We start from the raw sequence: 13198 nt of genomic DNA, 5'->3' as shown, positions 1-13198 counted from the left end.
CCTTAATAAGATTGCTTAAAGAATGATACGATCTGGATGTGTATAGACGTTCAGGCGGTCTCCTCTGATGAAACCGACTGTCGTTATGTTCAATTCCTCGGCTGCTTGAAGGGCAAGCTCAGTAGGAGCTGATTTGGATAGGAGGATGCCAACACCTATTTTGGCTGCTTTCAATAATATTTCTGAAGAAATGCGTCCACTGAATACGAGAATTTTATCTTGGACATTTATCCGATGCTTCAAGCAATGACCATATAGTTTATCAAGCGCGTTATGCCTCCCGATGTCTGTTCTTGCTTGAATAATCGTATCTGGTGTACAGATCGCAGCATTGTGTACGCCTCCAGTAGCTTGAAAGGTTCTACTGGATGACTGCAGTTCCTTCATAAGCTGTATGCATTGTTGATAGGTAATCGTCTGTTTACTCATCGAGGTCTTTGCTGTTTTGACATCGTTTTGAAAATAAAACGATTGTCTGCTCTTCCCACAGCAAGAACCGATAAACCGTTTAGTCTGGTTACTGATCGAAGGGGTTATTTGAGAAGATGTTTCAACATAAGCAAATCCCTTGTTCTCATCAATCGTAATGGAAGTGATATCACGATCATAAAAACGGATAACCCCTTCAGAAGCCAGGAAACCGATGACCATCTCGTTTAAATATGTTGGTGTACATACCATTGTAGCAAATTCATGACCGTTCAGTACAATGGTCAGGGGAAACTCGGTCACGATGACATCCTCTTTTTCTATTCTTTCACCTTTCTCAAAGGCAATAATTTTTCGAGTAGAAGTGATCTGTTCATCCATCATGCATTCCTCGTCTCCTGTTGAATCTATTATTCTTTCTACAGTATAACGTATTTACACTAGTGTGGATGATATGATTAGCGGAATGGGATGGAGGACTGCAGTGAAAAAGAAGAATCTGAAGCCAAGAGCGGTGAACAACGAGGTTTTATAGTACAACCAATCGTGTGGGGTCTGGAAGTATGTTCTAGTTCATGTAATGAAAGTTGGGAAAATCACACATGATTCAATGCATATAGTCCTTCAACAATTCAAAGGTTTTCCCAATAAACAACACCATGATGGCGTGCTATACTTAAGTGGACAACCCCCTTAATAATGGATATTGACACCACCCAACCCTTTTTTTGTGCGCAAGCCTCCCCCGGCTTGCGCATTATTTTTTATTCATAATCATTCCTATACTCCTTAAGGTGTAAATAACCATATTTGCAAATCGGGTTTTTGGGGGTGGAACAAAAACGGAACAGTTGGGAAAATTCATTATGACAGTGAGAGTTTTTTCGTCTAGAAATGCCGTGACTTTCCCAATAAACAACCACGTCCACCCATGCTATACTGAAGTAGACAATCCCCTTAAAACTCTGACACCGCCCATACCTTACTTATGTGCAAGCCGAATCGGCTTGCACCTTTTTTTGTTTCTACGCTCACATTCAACTGAAAAAAATTCAATTTGTATGTAACGTTTTCCATTTTGAAAAGTGTTTAGATTAGAAAGGGGAGACAGATGCGGAAAGATTCATTGGATCGACTTTATGAAGAATATGCTCATGATGTTTTTCGCTATCTGTTCTCACTATCAAGGGATGATGGAATAGCAGAAGATATCATGCAGGAAACCTTTTATCGTGCCTATTTAGAAATTGAGCAGCTGACGGATGAAAAAATTAAACCTAGGGAGAAACAAGATTATGGAATTGGGTTGATATCCATTAGTGCTCTAATGGATATTTTTTTCGCAATAAATGAGGTTTATCGGTTTACAACAATGTTGCTTAGGGTAAAGTGTTACTGTTTAGTAAATACCAGCGTTTGTTTTCAGGAAAAGGGATTGACTCAGAGAAATGCGGACCTTTTCTCTACTTAACAAAATTTGCAGGATTACTGCAAAGGTTGTACAAGTCGAGAACGGAAAGTACGAATGAGTTGGTCCCATTTTCCAGTATGACACAAGTGTGAGTCAGAACGAGGTAAAGGAGTATGGACGATGAGCGTTTTTTCAATTGATGCACTTGAAAATCGACATATTATCATTACGGGTGCAAGCGGCGGAATTGGAAGCGAAACTGCAAGGGCTGTCGTGAAGATGGGTGGTACAGTTACCATTACAGCACGAGATACCAAAAAGTTGGATTTACTTAAACAAGAACTAAGTGAATTCACCCCTCCAGATAATATATACGTACATACAGCTGACTTAACCGATGAAGAAGCATTGAAACACCTTGTTCATATAGCAGAAGAAGAGCTCGGCCCAATTTACGGTTTAGTCAATTGTGCTGGAATCTCCGGTGGCACGATTGTAGAAGATACCACGAAAGACGAATTAGAGTACATCATGGAATTGAATTATACCTCGGCTGTGATGCTGACCAAGCTTGTCTATCAACATATGAAAAAGCATCAAAAGGGTGTCATCGTTAATGTGTCGTCACTATCTGGACTGAGGGGAACGTATGGCAATACCGCTTATGCAGGTTCGAAATTCGCTCTGATTGGTTTTACGCACTCGTTTGCTTTGGAAGCGATTCATCATGGGGTTCGAGTAAATGCGGTTTGTCCCGGGTACGTCAATACACAAATGGGGATAAGGGCAATCGAAAAGCGTGCAAAACGGAACAACAGGAGTTTTGAGGATCAGCTAGCCCTCATAACCAGTGAGTATCCTTCAGGTAAGCTGATTGAACCTGAAGAGGTAGCGAATACAATCGTCTATTTGATGACAGATGCAGCTCCGAATATTATTGGTGAATCAGTAAAAATATCGGGGGGAACCGTATTACGGTGAGTACGGTAAAAAGGACTGACCATATGGTCAGCCCTTTTGCCAATCCAATCAGCTAGGCACGTACAGCTTCTTTAAGCTGTTTACCAGGTTTGAAAGCTGGTGTACGAGTCGCTTCGATTTGAATGACTTCACCTGTCTGTGGATTTCGTCCTTTTCGAGCCTGGCGGTGGCGTACTTCAAAACTACCAAACCCGATCAATTGGACATTCTCACCATCTGTTAGTTTTTGTGTAATCGCATCGATAACCGCATTGACAGCTGTCGTGGAATGTTTCTTGGAAAGACCAGTTTGTTCAGCAACATGTTGGATTAAATCACGTTTGTTCATGAGTATTCCTCCTTGGAATTTTGTTCGTTGGAACATTATGTATCTACCATTCTTACCGGATTACTTGAAAATATACATTTATTAGTCATTTTTCAGAAATTTAATGATTAAGCTGTATAAAAAGTATCTGACAGACAAAAAGAGTGTCAGCCGACTTAACACCACAATAATGGTTAAGGCGACGACACTCTACTATGTCTTGATTCTCAAATGGTTATGATAACTGAGGTAAGATCCTTACTTCCGATTCCATCGATGATTGGCAGAGTGGACAAACTGGTTCGCTTTCGAACGATAAACCGTCTCTCATCCAACCAGAACAATCCTGGTTTGTACAACTCCAGACTTTCGTCTCTACTTCAGGAATTGGTTCCTGCTGATTCTTCGAGAAAAATGCCATATGCTTCCACCCTCTTTATCTTAATAATCTTATTATACCCCATTTCGTATTGAAATATAGATAACACGTTTCCAATGTGCCAAAAATTTCTAAAAAACAGCGTTCCAACCTTTATAAAGAAAGGAAGGATTCTTTCAATGGAAATGGCTAGAAAAGTACAATTACCTGTTCAAAACATGATGGATTGGATTCAGAATATGGTGAACAGGAACCGAAGATATTATGAAATGTATAACCGTCGTGCAATTATTTGGAGTATTTTCACCCCTTTTATAATGGCGGTGCCCGGCTATTTATTTTTAGCTTCATTCGATCACTTTAATTTTACATCAATCATTCAATTTATTCTTGGATTGTTTTTATATGTCGCATGGATTGCTTTTCCTGGCATTTTTCTTTATGTCAACGCGAGTCGAAACAAGTGGTTGAAGATATGGTTCTGGTTTTGGCTTGGTCTTTCACTAGTATCTCCCTTTGTTTGGCTTGTTCTCTTCTGACGGAGAAGTGCGGAGAAGTGTTTATCTCATCACATCGCTGGGAAAACACGTGAATAAGGAGGAGAGATAGAATGCCACTAACGGATAAACAATTGGAAGAGTTTAAGTCTAAGCTTGAAGAAATGAAAAAAGATGTTCTTAAACGCGATAAGCACCGGGATGAGAGCGTAGATGAAGACGAATCTCGTAGCTTGGAAAATCATATGGGCGATGCAGCAACAGCAGAATATGAACATGAAAAAGAGCTTACTCTCAAAGAAAGTGATGAAGAATTGCTCGATGAAATCAATCAAGCCTTACAACGTATCGAGAATGGAACCTATGGGAAATGTGTAGATACAGGAGAAGAGATTTCATATGAGCGTCTGAAAGCCGTACCCTATGCAAAGCGAACGATAGATGCGCAAAGAAAGTATGATAAGAAGAAAGTGTTACCTGATGAACGAGTAGAAGCGAAAAGAGAAGATCCATCCGACACGATTGAGCAGATCCAGGAAGAACAAGATGCTGCTGGAAGATAACCATTCATGGTTATCTTTTTTTTATGTTCTGTTAAAGCAATCTCCGTCTCAAGGCGGAGATTAAAACATGCCTGAGCCAGTTTTTCGTTATCCGTACACTTCATAAAATAGAAGTATGCAAGAGAAAAAGAAGGGAATGCGTCCCAAGTGTCAAATTGTAAAAAACAGCCTTATAAATAAAGGCTTAAAACTAGAGGTGTATTCGAATGAAGGTATATTCTGGCTGTCAATTCTTTATAGCACTCTTATTTATTTTAGGTGGAGTGGTGCTGCTTCTTGTCAATTTAGGTCTTATTTCCATGGAAATAGACGAAGCGATTCATTTTTTGTACCCTTTTGTCCTGACTATAATAGGTCTAAAGTTATTGTTCGATCTGCTAGCAACGAAGGGGAAGCATGGGAATTGGTTTTTTGGCACCTTTTTGACGTTAATTGGTGTCATGTTAGCGGCTGATCGATTAGGTTATTGGGAATTTTCATTTCGTGAAATCGTAAATTATTGGCCTTTGTTGTTCGTCTATATCGGCCTGAGGATTTTAATGGGGAAACGGCCGATCATCAAGGTGACGGCCAAATCTTCTAAAAATGGATTTGTAACAGACGTTTCTATGAAAGAAAACAATTGGCAGGTTGAAGATTTAGACGAGTGGAATGGGGTCGCGGATTACGACTTCGATTACACGAAAGCCTTCATACCAGACCGGGATACGAAAATCAAATTGGCAGGCTGGGTAGGGGACATAAAAATTCTGATTCCTGAGGATGTGGAATTTTCCCTTATCGCTTCATCAAAGGTAGGGGACGTCAAAATAGGACATTACAGTAGAGATGGCATTATGAAGAATGCGAATTATAAGACGGATGGATATGATGAGGCAACTCGTAAGCTGACTTTCAATATCGATTTTCAGGTTCTCGATTTAAGAATCGATCGGGTTTAGGGGAGAATAGACATGATTAAGAAGCACAATAGTGTTCGTACAATCCTATATCGAACACATCTGTTGAACTCATTTTATACGACCATCTTCATCTTCTTCCTTTTTCAGATCCTCTTTTATTTTAATCCATCAGTTGACCGTATCGTTGTAAGCCTGGTGATATCCATAGCTGTATTCGTCCTTTCGCTTCTCATCGGTCTCTATTTCAGCTTTCTCAAAGGCCAGCAATTAATTGATCGATTAAATGGAATTTACGTGGCAATTACAAAGCTATCGAGAGGAAACTATGACTATCGCATTCAGGATAACGGAAGCGATGAAGTAGGTACCATCTGTCACGAATTGAATGAACTGACTAAAAAGGTGGAAGAACAAGTGCGATCTCTCCAGAAGCTTGTGAATGATAAGGCCGAACTGGTTGAGAAAGCCCATACTGCAGCTACGATTGAAGAAAGACAACGTCTAGCAAGAGACCTTCATGATGCGGTAAGTCAACAACTCTTTGCATTGAATATGATGTCATCAGCTGCGATGAAATTATTCAATACCCATCCAGAACGTGCCAAACAACAGTTAGAGCAGGTGGTTGATATGGCGAACAAGGCACAAGGGGAGATGCGTGCACTCCTCCTTCACTTACGTCCCGTCCAACTGTCTGGTGAGAACTTGTACACCGGGATCAAAGGACTTGTAGAGGAGCTGAAACTCAAATCCGGAATCGAAATCGAGTCTGACATCCAATCGATTCCAGAGCTTCCAAAGGGTATTGAGGATCATTTGTTCAGAATGATTCAGGAAGGATTAGCCAATGCGTTACGCCATTCACAAGCAAGTAGGTTGACGATTCGATTAGACCACACGGGACAGCATATCAGAGTTCATCTGCGTGATAATGGAGTAGGCTTTGTTTCCAATGAACCGAAGAAAACATCATATGGTTTGAAAACGATGCAGGAAAGATGTAATGAAATCGGAGGTACACTTTCCATAACTTCTGCTCAAGGCAAAGGGACAGCCTTGGATATACGTGTACCGATCGGTAAAGGGGATGTAATGGATGAGTGATGTGATTAAAGTTTTTTTGGTGGATGATCATGAAATGGTCCGGAGAGGGCTTAGCTCCTATTTGATGACGGACCCGATATTTGAAATCATTGGCGAGGCATCAAGTGGGAATGAGGCTGTGACGCAGTTAGCTCAATTGCAACCAGATGTTATTCTTATGGATTTGATAATGGAAAACGGTAATGGAATTGAAACCACGAAAGAAGTCATGAAATCACATCCTCAATGTAAGATCATCATTTTGACTAGCTTTTATGATGATGAGCAAGTCTTTCCAGCGATAGAGGCGGGAGCTTTCAGTTATGTATTGAAAACAGCTTCAGCTGAAGAAATTTCTAGTACAATCAAGAAAGCTTATAAAGGTGAATCAGTCATCGAATCAAAAGTTGCGCAAAAAATGATGAACCGCTTTAGAGATAAAGAGACGTTACCTCATCATGAGCTGACAAAACGTGAGCGAGAGGTTCTGGCATTGATTGGGGAGGGGAAGACGAATCAGGAAATAGGAGAAGCCTTATTCATTGGCATTAAAACGGTGAAAACCCATGTTAGTAATATATTGAGCAAGCTTGAAGTCGCAGATCGCACCCAGGCTGCCATTTATGCAAATCGAAATAAGTTGACGTTGTAAAATCAAGAAGACCCAAAAGGTACCTTATCAGGTATTTTTGGGTCTTTCTTTGTGGTGATTACATTTCTTCCAATAACGTTACATTTACAGTTATTTCGTTCTCAGGTTCATTGAGAGGATAGATTCTAGCAGAATTTCCTGCTTCATCAACTTGCTGGATCCAAATGGGATTCCCTCTATAATGGACTGTAATTTCATTTGGCGATTCGTATATCTGCTTCGCTCTGCCTGCATTCATTTGTGATTCTCCTTCCATTCTTCGCTTTCCATAGTTTTCATACTTACGTTTGTTTTATACATGGAGTGTTATTATTGTTGCAAAACATTTCTATGTTGGGAAAATGGACCCAAAAAGGAGCCATTAAATAGATGTATTTTGGTCTCGTTTTCCCAATACAAAGCGATAAAGCCCTATGATATGATAAAAGATGCAATATTCAGAAAACATAACCTGATAGGAGGTGACATAATCCGTAGTCTATGATTTTAACTTAAAACTTTAAGTGTAAAGTTATAGGCGAGCTGCACGACCTTACATACATCAAGAATCCTTCATAAACATCAATAGTTAGATTGATGAATTCAAATTCAGGGGAGAGTAGAAAAGATGAAACGACTTTTGTCTATTGCGTTAACAGCAATCATGATGGTTTCAATTTTCGCATCGGGTGTATTTGCAGCAGGGAACGTACAAGAACAAGCAAATGAAAAGCTACGTGTTTTGATTTCTTCTTCAAACAATCAAGTATTGAAAAATGCGAAAGCAAACTACGGAAAGCGTTGGGACTTCAACGAAAAAGGATTTACAACAAATGTAACTGCAATACAATATGAGGCATTGAAGAAGAATAAAAATTTGAATGTATCCTTGGTTGAAAAGGTTTCGATAAATAAAGTTTCTCAAACGGCGACTCGAACAGCTACTCCATCCGATCAAACACCTTGGGGGATGGAAGCGATGTATAATGACGCGAACTTGACAGCAACAAGCGGTGGTAATGGTGTACGTGTTGCTGTATTGGATACAGGTACTTACATCGAGCATGTCGACTTGGTATCCAATGTAGAACAATGTAAAGATTTCAGTCAAAATCGTGCACCGATCTTAGACGGTCAATGTACGGATAAGAATGGACATGGGACACATGTTGCAGGTACAGTCCTTGCAGATGGTGGCGCTGATGGACAGGGCGTATACGGTGTTGCACCTGAAGCGAAGCTTTGGGCATACAAAGTACTGGGTAACAGCGGATTCGGTTACTCAGATGATATTGCTGCAGCTATCGAACATGCGGCAGATCAAGGGAATGCTCTAGGAGTGAATGTTGTCATTTCCATGTCACTAGGATCAAGCTCGAAAAACACGTTGATTTCTGATGCTGTCACATATGCGATGAACAATGGCGCGTTAGTTATTGCGGCTGCCGGAAATGATGGACCTAGTGCTGATACGATTGGCTACCCTGGTGCATTAGTTGATGCAGTAGCTGTTGCTGCACTTGAAAATGTCCAAGAAAATGGTACGTATCGTGTGGCGGACTTCTCTTCTAGAGGAAATCCAAGCACAGATGGCGACTTCACCATCCAAGAGAGAGACGTTGAAGTGTCTGCACCAGGTCGGGCGATCGAGTCCACATGGAAGGATGGCGGATACAATACAATCAGCGGAACTTCTATGGCAACACCGCATGTGTCAGGTTTAGCGGCTAAAATTTGGGCGGCAAATCCTACAATGTCAAATGCAGCTCTTCGTACAGAACTGCAAAATCGTGCAAAAGCGAATGACATTCTTGGAGGATCCGGAGCAGCTGCTGGAGATGACTATGCTTCAGGCTTTGGTTTCCCAACTGTAAAATAAGCAAATAACGTACACCCCCTCAATTATAGATTGAGGGGGTTTTTGATTAGGAAAGAAAAATTTTTAAATAAATACATGAACTTTCCTCAAAATCGTTCGTCTTAAGTGGTGTAGGAAACAATGAGGAGGGTTCAAAGTGATTGAAGTCAAAAATCTAAGTCATCAATTCAAAATCGGAAAAAAGGGACGTGAAACGATTGTTCCTGTGTTGAACAATATAAATTTCAAAGTGGATAAAGGCGAAATCGTATCGATCGTAGGTAGGAGTGGGTCAGGAAAATCAACACTACTGAATTTAATCAGTGGATATATGGAGCCATCTGAAGGCGAAATATTCATAAACGGGGAGAAAGTGACCGATTTCAACGAAAGTAAATGGGCAGATTTCAGGTTGAATAACCTCGGGTTCATCTTCCAAAGCTTTCAGTTGATTCCGAGTATGACAGCTTTTGAAAATGTAGAGCTGGCACTCACATTAAAAGGTGTCAATGAGAAGGAAAGAAGAAGCCAAACCGAAAAAATGTTCAAGAAAGTCGGACTTGAAAAATTCATGGAACATTATCCGAGTGAACTCTCAGGTGGTCAACAGCAGCGTGTCAGCATTGCAAGAGCACTGATCCTGAATCCTCCCCTCATTCTTGCAGACGAACCGACAGGGAGCCTTGACAGTGATACAGAGGGAGACCTGTTATCCTTCATCAAACAACTGAACAAAGAGCTGGGGATTACATTCCTGATCATTACACACGATGAAACAGTAGCTCGGATTGGGAATCGTACCATTGAAATTGCGGATGGAACATTGAAAGAGGAGGCTTATGCATCATGAAGTTCAGAGATCAATTCAAGTTCGTCCGTGCAAATATGAAGAAGAACAAGAGCAGGATTTTCATGACCATACTAGCAACTGCTATGGGCTGTGCATTCTTGATTGTGTTGGCTTCGGTAGCCTTCGGAATACAGGAGTCTGTTGTAGACGATGTGACGCAAGGGCGTTTGATGACGGAAATCAATGTACATGGAAAAGAAGAGGGCGGAAGAATTACAGACGATGATATCGAATACTTCGAGTCTCTTGAAAATGTAGATGCTGTCACTCGAAGGAATTATTTACGCCAAGGCGCTACATATTTTCTTGACGATTATCGAAGTCATGCAGGTACATTGGTCGTTAATTATCCTTCAGAAGTCAAAGCAGGCTTTGAACTTTCAGAAGGACGCCTACCTGAAGCTGAGGATGAAATCGTCGTCGGTTATGATTTTGGAAGAACTTTAGCTGAGTGGGACGGCGAAGGGGATCCGCCTTATGGGGAGGAAGGTACCGTAAAGGAGGGATATGAATACGAGGGAGCAATATTAAATAAAACCCTTCAAATGGAAGTTAAAAAGATGGACGGGGAAAAAGAAGAATCAAAACAATTTACACTTAAAATCGTTGGTATTGGGAAAAAACCGAGCCGAGATTGGATGGTTGAACGGAACGTATATATTTCTGAAGGTGTTATGAGTAAAATTGAAGCCTTTACTGGCACGCAGAATGGTATGACGGTTGCACCAGATACACCTGAAGGAGAAAACAATGATGGACAAAATTCAACTAAAAAGACGTATGATGAAGTAAATATCTTCGCAAAGCATGCTGAAGACGTAAAGGGTATTTCAGATACTTTAAAAGATAAAAAGTATTATACTTACTCCGTCGTCAATGAAATGGAACAAATAAACTTGATTTTCTTGATCGCTAAAAGTGGATTGATCTTCATAGGGACGATTGCCATAATCATCGCATCGATCGGAATTTATAATACAATGACGATGGCAGTGACCGAAAGAGCACCGGATATTGGAATCATGAAGGCGATCGGGGCAAACCCAAGTACGATAAAACGTATTTTCCTTATTGAAAGTAGTTATATCGGCTTGTTGGGCGCCCTTTTTGGAACGGCCGTCGCGTATGGAATCAGTTATCTTGTAAACCTCTTCCTGCCGATGATCTTAGGGAGTGCATTTGGAGAGCAACCTCCAGATGGGTTCATGTTTTCGAGCATCCCATTAGCTTTGACAATCATATGTATTACAATCTGTATGATTGTTACCATCATTTCAGGGCTGCGTCCTGCGCGTCGTGCGACCAAAGTGGACGTTTTGAAGGCAATGAGAAGAGAAGTATAAAAAAATCAAAGAACTAGAGGATGATCCTAGATGGATCATCCTTTTTTATAGTGATTATTGAATCGTTTCACCACAAACATGATTTCACTAGAAAGTACTTTACTTTGTATTCCAATTGTTAGAAAATTACCATAACGATATCATTCGAAACGTTTCACCTACTTACGTGTAAAGGAGAGGAATATGAAAAAACTTTTTTCCATTGTGCTGATTGTTGTTGTTCTTTTTACGTGGTTTTACGTATTTAAAGGTAATAAAGAGAGTATATCAAATGATAAACAAGAACCGCCAGAAGCTCATGAACTAAGAGAAATCGCCAAAAAGACGTATCGCTATTTCGAGGATTTTACAGATGAAAAAACGGGGCTCCCTTTTGATGCGGTCCGTACCCAAGAGGGAATAGACCCTAAAACCTATACATCTCCGACTAATATTGGGATGTATTTGATGAGTACGATCTCAGCCGACGAATTGGACATGATTTCAGAACAAGAAGCGATTGAAGCAATTACAAAGACACTGGATACGCTTGATTCATTAAAGAAATGGAACGGCCTGTTTTACAATTGGTATTACACGGAAGATGGGTCATTGAAAACGGATTGGGGGCAATTCATCTCTACGGTTGATAACGGGTGGTTGTCAGCAGGATTGATGACAGTCGGTCAAGCCTATCCGGACCTTCATAAACGGACCAACGAACTTGTAAAATCAATGGATTATTCGCATCTATACGATCCCGAGGTCGGACAAATGTGGGGAGGATACGATGTTCAAGCTGGAGAAACAACAGCCCACCATTATGGCGCCTTTTACACAGAGCCTCGAGTAGCGAGTTATATTGCGATCGGAAAAGGTGAGGCACCAAATACCCACTGGTGGGAAATGGACCGTGTATTGCCACCAGAATATGATTGGCAAACTCAGACACCCGAAGGTCATACAAAGACCTATGATGGTGTAGAAGTTTTTGAAGGCCACTATACATACGAAGGGAAAAAGTATGTGCCTAGCTGGGGTGGGAGCATGTTTGAAGCATTAATGCCATCACTTGTTTTGAAAGAGAAGGAACTAGGGAAGGATGCACTCGGCTTAAATAACCAGCGTCACGTGGATCTGCAAATTACGTTTGCAGAAGAACAGGGTTATAAGGTGTGGGGAATGTCTCCTGCAGCAACACCTGATGGATATTCCGAATTTGCTGCGACTCCACTCGGTATGAAGGGGTATGAAAGAAACGATGTTGTTACCCCACATGCTTCCTTTTTGGCACTGGAATACGCTCCTGAAGAGGTAATGGACAATCTTGAACTCTTGAAGGAAATGAATGCGTATGGTGAATATGGTTTTTTTGATTCCATTCATGTTGAGACGGGGGAAGTAACGCAAGCTTATTTAGCTTTAGACCAGGGAATGATCATGGTTTCCATTACAAATTATTTAAGGGACGGGGTAATCCGTGATTACTTCCATCAAGATGAAATTGGAAAGAAGCCTGAAGAACTGTTAAGTAAAGAAGTGTTTTCAATCAATTGAAAAAAGAGGGTGACTTTGTCACCCTCTTTTTCTTAGTTAGGCTTTTTTATCGATAATGCCTGTTGTACAGCGAGAGATACAAATCATCGCATCCTCTTCATCGGTTATTTTGATTTCCCAAACCATCGTGGTTCTTCCTTTATGAACGGGCTGGGCAGTGGCTGTCACAATTCCATCTCGTTTGCTTTTCAAATGGTTGGCGTTGATTTCAATACCAAACACCGTTTGCTTCTTCAAGTCCACATTAAGTGCGCTACCGATGCTGGCCGCTGATTCTGCCAGTGCGACAGATGCACCACCATGTAAAAAGCCGAATGGTTGTTTCGTTCTTTCATCAACCGGCATCGTCATGATGACTTTTTCAGCACCTGCTTCAATAATTTCCATACCTAACGAGTCGATGAGTGTATTGGAAAAGTCCATACGTA

The 13198-nt window shown here is 40.8% G+C and carries 16 protein-coding genes; 11 read left to right on the top strand and 5 right to left on the bottom strand.

What is annotated here, in order from left to right; all coding sequences use genetic code 11:
- Window positions 1-15 precede the first annotated feature (15 nt).
- Complete coding sequence (fdhD, locus tag V1497_RS14675) at window positions 16-810, bottom strand: formate dehydrogenase accessory sulfurtransferase FdhD (protein WP_349410837.1); 795 nt, start codon at window positions 808-810, stop codon at window positions 16-18.
- Window positions 811-1540: 730 nt separating this feature from the next.
- Here fdhD and V1497_RS14670 point away from each other — a divergent pair.
- Together V1497_RS14670 and V1497_RS14665 are read left to right on the top strand one after the other, a co-directional pair.
- On the top strand, window positions 1541-1900 hold the full coding sequence (locus V1497_RS14670) for a sigma factor (protein ID WP_349408273.1): 360 nt from the start codon (window positions 1541-1543) through the stop codon (window positions 1898-1900).
- Window positions 1901-2020: 120 nt separating this feature from the next.
- Window positions 2021-2821, top strand: a complete 801-nt coding sequence (locus V1497_RS14665; RefSeq protein WP_349408272.1) for an SDR family oxidoreductase — start codon at window positions 2021-2023, stop codon at window positions 2819-2821.
- A 52-nt stretch (window positions 2822-2873) separates the two neighbouring features.
- Here V1497_RS14665 and V1497_RS14660 read toward each other — a convergent pair whose 3' ends face one another.
- Both V1497_RS14660 and V1497_RS14655 read right to left on the bottom strand, forming a co-directional pair.
- Complete coding sequence (locus tag V1497_RS14660; RefSeq protein WP_349408271.1) at window positions 2874-3149, bottom strand: HU family DNA-binding protein; 276 nt, start codon at window positions 3147-3149, stop codon at window positions 2874-2876.
- Window positions 3150-3363: 214 nt separating this feature from the next.
- Window positions 3364-3549, bottom strand: coding sequence for a cold-shock protein (locus V1497_RS14655; RefSeq protein WP_349408270.1), 186 nt, complete (start codon window positions 3547-3549; stop codon window positions 3364-3366).
- A gap of 143 nt (window positions 3550-3692) precedes the next feature.
- Between V1497_RS14655 and V1497_RS14650 the strand changes: the two genes are divergently transcribed.
- The 5 genes from V1497_RS14650 (at window position 3693) to V1497_RS14630 (ending at window position 7204) form a co-directional block, all read left to right on the top strand.
- A complete protein-coding gene (locus V1497_RS14650) occupies window positions 3693-4046 on the top strand; it encodes a hypothetical protein (RefSeq protein WP_349408269.1) in 354 nt (117 codons plus the stop codon).
- A 71-nt stretch (window positions 4047-4117) separates the two neighbouring features.
- Entirely contained in the window at window positions 4118-4567 is a 450-nt protein-coding gene (locus tag V1497_RS14645) for a TraR/DksA family transcriptional regulator (protein WP_349408268.1), read from the top strand.
- Window positions 4568-4773: 206 nt separating this feature from the next.
- Window positions 4774-5508 carry a cell wall-active antibiotics response protein LiaF gene (gene liaF, locus V1497_RS14640; protein WP_349408267.1) on the top strand — a complete coding sequence of 245 codons (735 nt, stop codon included), beginning with the start codon at window positions 4774-4776 and terminating at the stop codon, window positions 5506-5508.
- Window positions 5509-5520: 12 nt separating this feature from the next.
- Entirely contained in the window at window positions 5521-6573 is a 1053-nt protein-coding gene (locus V1497_RS14635) for a HAMP domain-containing sensor histidine kinase (RefSeq protein WP_349408266.1), read from the top strand.
- Between the two features lies 1 nt (window position 6574).
- A complete protein-coding gene (locus tag V1497_RS14630) occupies window positions 6575-7204 on the top strand; it encodes a response regulator transcription factor (RefSeq protein ID WP_349410836.1) in 630 nt (209 codons plus the stop codon).
- Window positions 7205-7262: 58 nt separating this feature from the next.
- On the opposite strand, the gene V1497_RS14625 is transcribed toward V1497_RS14630, so the two are convergent.
- Window positions 7263-7442, bottom strand: a complete 180-nt coding sequence (locus V1497_RS14625; protein ID WP_349408265.1) for an H-type small acid-soluble spore protein — start codon at window positions 7440-7442, stop codon at window positions 7263-7265.
- A 369-nt stretch (window positions 7443-7811) separates the two neighbouring features.
- Between V1497_RS14625 and V1497_RS14620 the strand changes: the two genes are divergently transcribed.
- From V1497_RS14620 to V1497_RS14605, 4 genes are all read left to right on the top strand, one after another.
- A complete protein-coding gene (locus tag V1497_RS14620) occupies window positions 7812-9062 on the top strand; it encodes a S8 family peptidase (protein ID WP_349408264.1) in 1251 nt (416 codons plus the stop codon).
- Window positions 9063-9198: 136 nt separating this feature from the next.
- A complete protein-coding gene (locus V1497_RS14615) occupies window positions 9199-9891 on the top strand; it encodes an ABC transporter ATP-binding protein (RefSeq protein WP_349408263.1) in 693 nt (230 codons plus the stop codon).
- Window positions 9888-11234, top strand: coding sequence for an ABC transporter permease (locus tag V1497_RS14610; protein WP_349408262.1), 1347 nt, complete (start codon window positions 9888-9890; stop codon window positions 11232-11234). The genes V1497_RS14615 and V1497_RS14610 overlap by 4 nt, the downstream gene beginning before the upstream one ends.
- A gap of 183 nt (window positions 11235-11417) precedes the next feature.
- Window positions 11418-12770 (top strand): glucoamylase family protein, encoded by a 1353-nt coding sequence (locus V1497_RS14605; RefSeq protein ID WP_349408261.1) that lies wholly within the window; start codon window positions 11418-11420, stop codon window positions 12768-12770.
- A 36-nt stretch (window positions 12771-12806) separates the two neighbouring features.
- Here V1497_RS14605 and V1497_RS14600 read toward each other — a convergent pair whose 3' ends face one another.
- Window positions 12807-13193, bottom strand: a complete 387-nt coding sequence (locus V1497_RS14600) for a hotdog fold thioesterase (protein ID WP_349408260.1) — start codon at window positions 13191-13193, stop codon at window positions 12807-12809.
- Between the last annotated feature and the right edge of the window lie 5 nt (window positions 13194-13198).

The organism is Pseudalkalibacillus sp. SCS-8 (assembly GCF_040126055.1).
Lineage (GTDB): Bacteria > Bacillota > Bacilli > Bacillales > Fictibacillaceae > Pseudalkalibacillus > Pseudalkalibacillus nanhaiensis.
The sequence above is the reverse complement of the archived record's forward strand: the minus strand, read 5'-3'. Positions and strand labels throughout refer to the sequence as shown.

What these genes read in the sequence shown, in the direction of transcription:
- V1497_RS14635 (WP_349408266.1), top strand. Translation starts at nt 5,521, where the DNA reads ATGATTAAGAAGCACAATAGTGTTCGTACAATCCTATATCGAACACAT.
- V1497_RS14620 (WP_349408264.1), top strand. Translation starts at nt 7,812, where the DNA reads ATGAAACGACTTTTGTCTATTGCGTTAACAGCAATCATGATGGTTTCA.
- V1497_RS14665 (WP_349408272.1), top strand. Translation starts at nt 2,021, where the DNA reads ATGAGCGTTTTTTCAATTGATGCACTTGAAAATCGACATATTATCATT.
- V1497_RS14655 (WP_349408270.1), bottom strand. Translation starts at nt 3,549, where the DNA reads ATGGCATTTTTCTCGAAGAATCAGCAGGAACCAATTCCTGAAGTAGAG.
- V1497_RS14650 (WP_349408269.1), top strand. Translation starts at nt 3,693, where the DNA reads ATGGCTAGAAAAGTACAATTACCTGTTCAAAACATGATGGATTGGATT.
- V1497_RS14600 (WP_349408260.1), bottom strand. Translation starts at nt 13,193, where the DNA reads ATGGACTTTTCCAATACACTCATCGACTCGTTAGGTATGGAAATTATT.
- V1497_RS14625 (WP_349408265.1), bottom strand. Translation starts at nt 7,442, where the DNA reads ATGAATGCAGGCAGAGCGAAGCAGATATACGAATCGCCAAATGAAATT.
- V1497_RS14660 (WP_349408271.1), bottom strand. Translation starts at nt 3,149, where the DNA reads ATGAACAAACGTGATTTAATCCAACATGTTGCTGAACAAACTGGTCTT.
- V1497_RS14605 (WP_349408261.1), top strand. Translation starts at nt 11,418, where the DNA reads ATGAAAAAACTTTTTTCCATTGTGCTGATTGTTGTTGTTCTTTTTACG.
- V1497_RS14670 (WP_349408273.1), top strand. Translation starts at nt 1,541, where the DNA reads ATGCGGAAAGATTCATTGGATCGACTTTATGAAGAATATGCTCATGAT.
- V1497_RS14645 (WP_349408268.1), top strand. Translation starts at nt 4,118, where the DNA reads ATGCCACTAACGGATAAACAATTGGAAGAGTTTAAGTCTAAGCTTGAA.
- fdhD (WP_349410837.1), bottom strand. Translation starts at nt 810, where the DNA reads ATGGATGAACAGATCACTTCTACTCGAAAAATTATTGCCTTTGAGAAA.
- V1497_RS14610 (WP_349408262.1), top strand. Translation starts at nt 9,888, where the DNA reads ATGAAGTTCAGAGATCAATTCAAGTTCGTCCGTGCAAATATGAAGAAG.
- liaF (WP_349408267.1), top strand. Translation starts at nt 4,774, where the DNA reads ATGAAGGTATATTCTGGCTGTCAATTCTTTATAGCACTCTTATTTATT.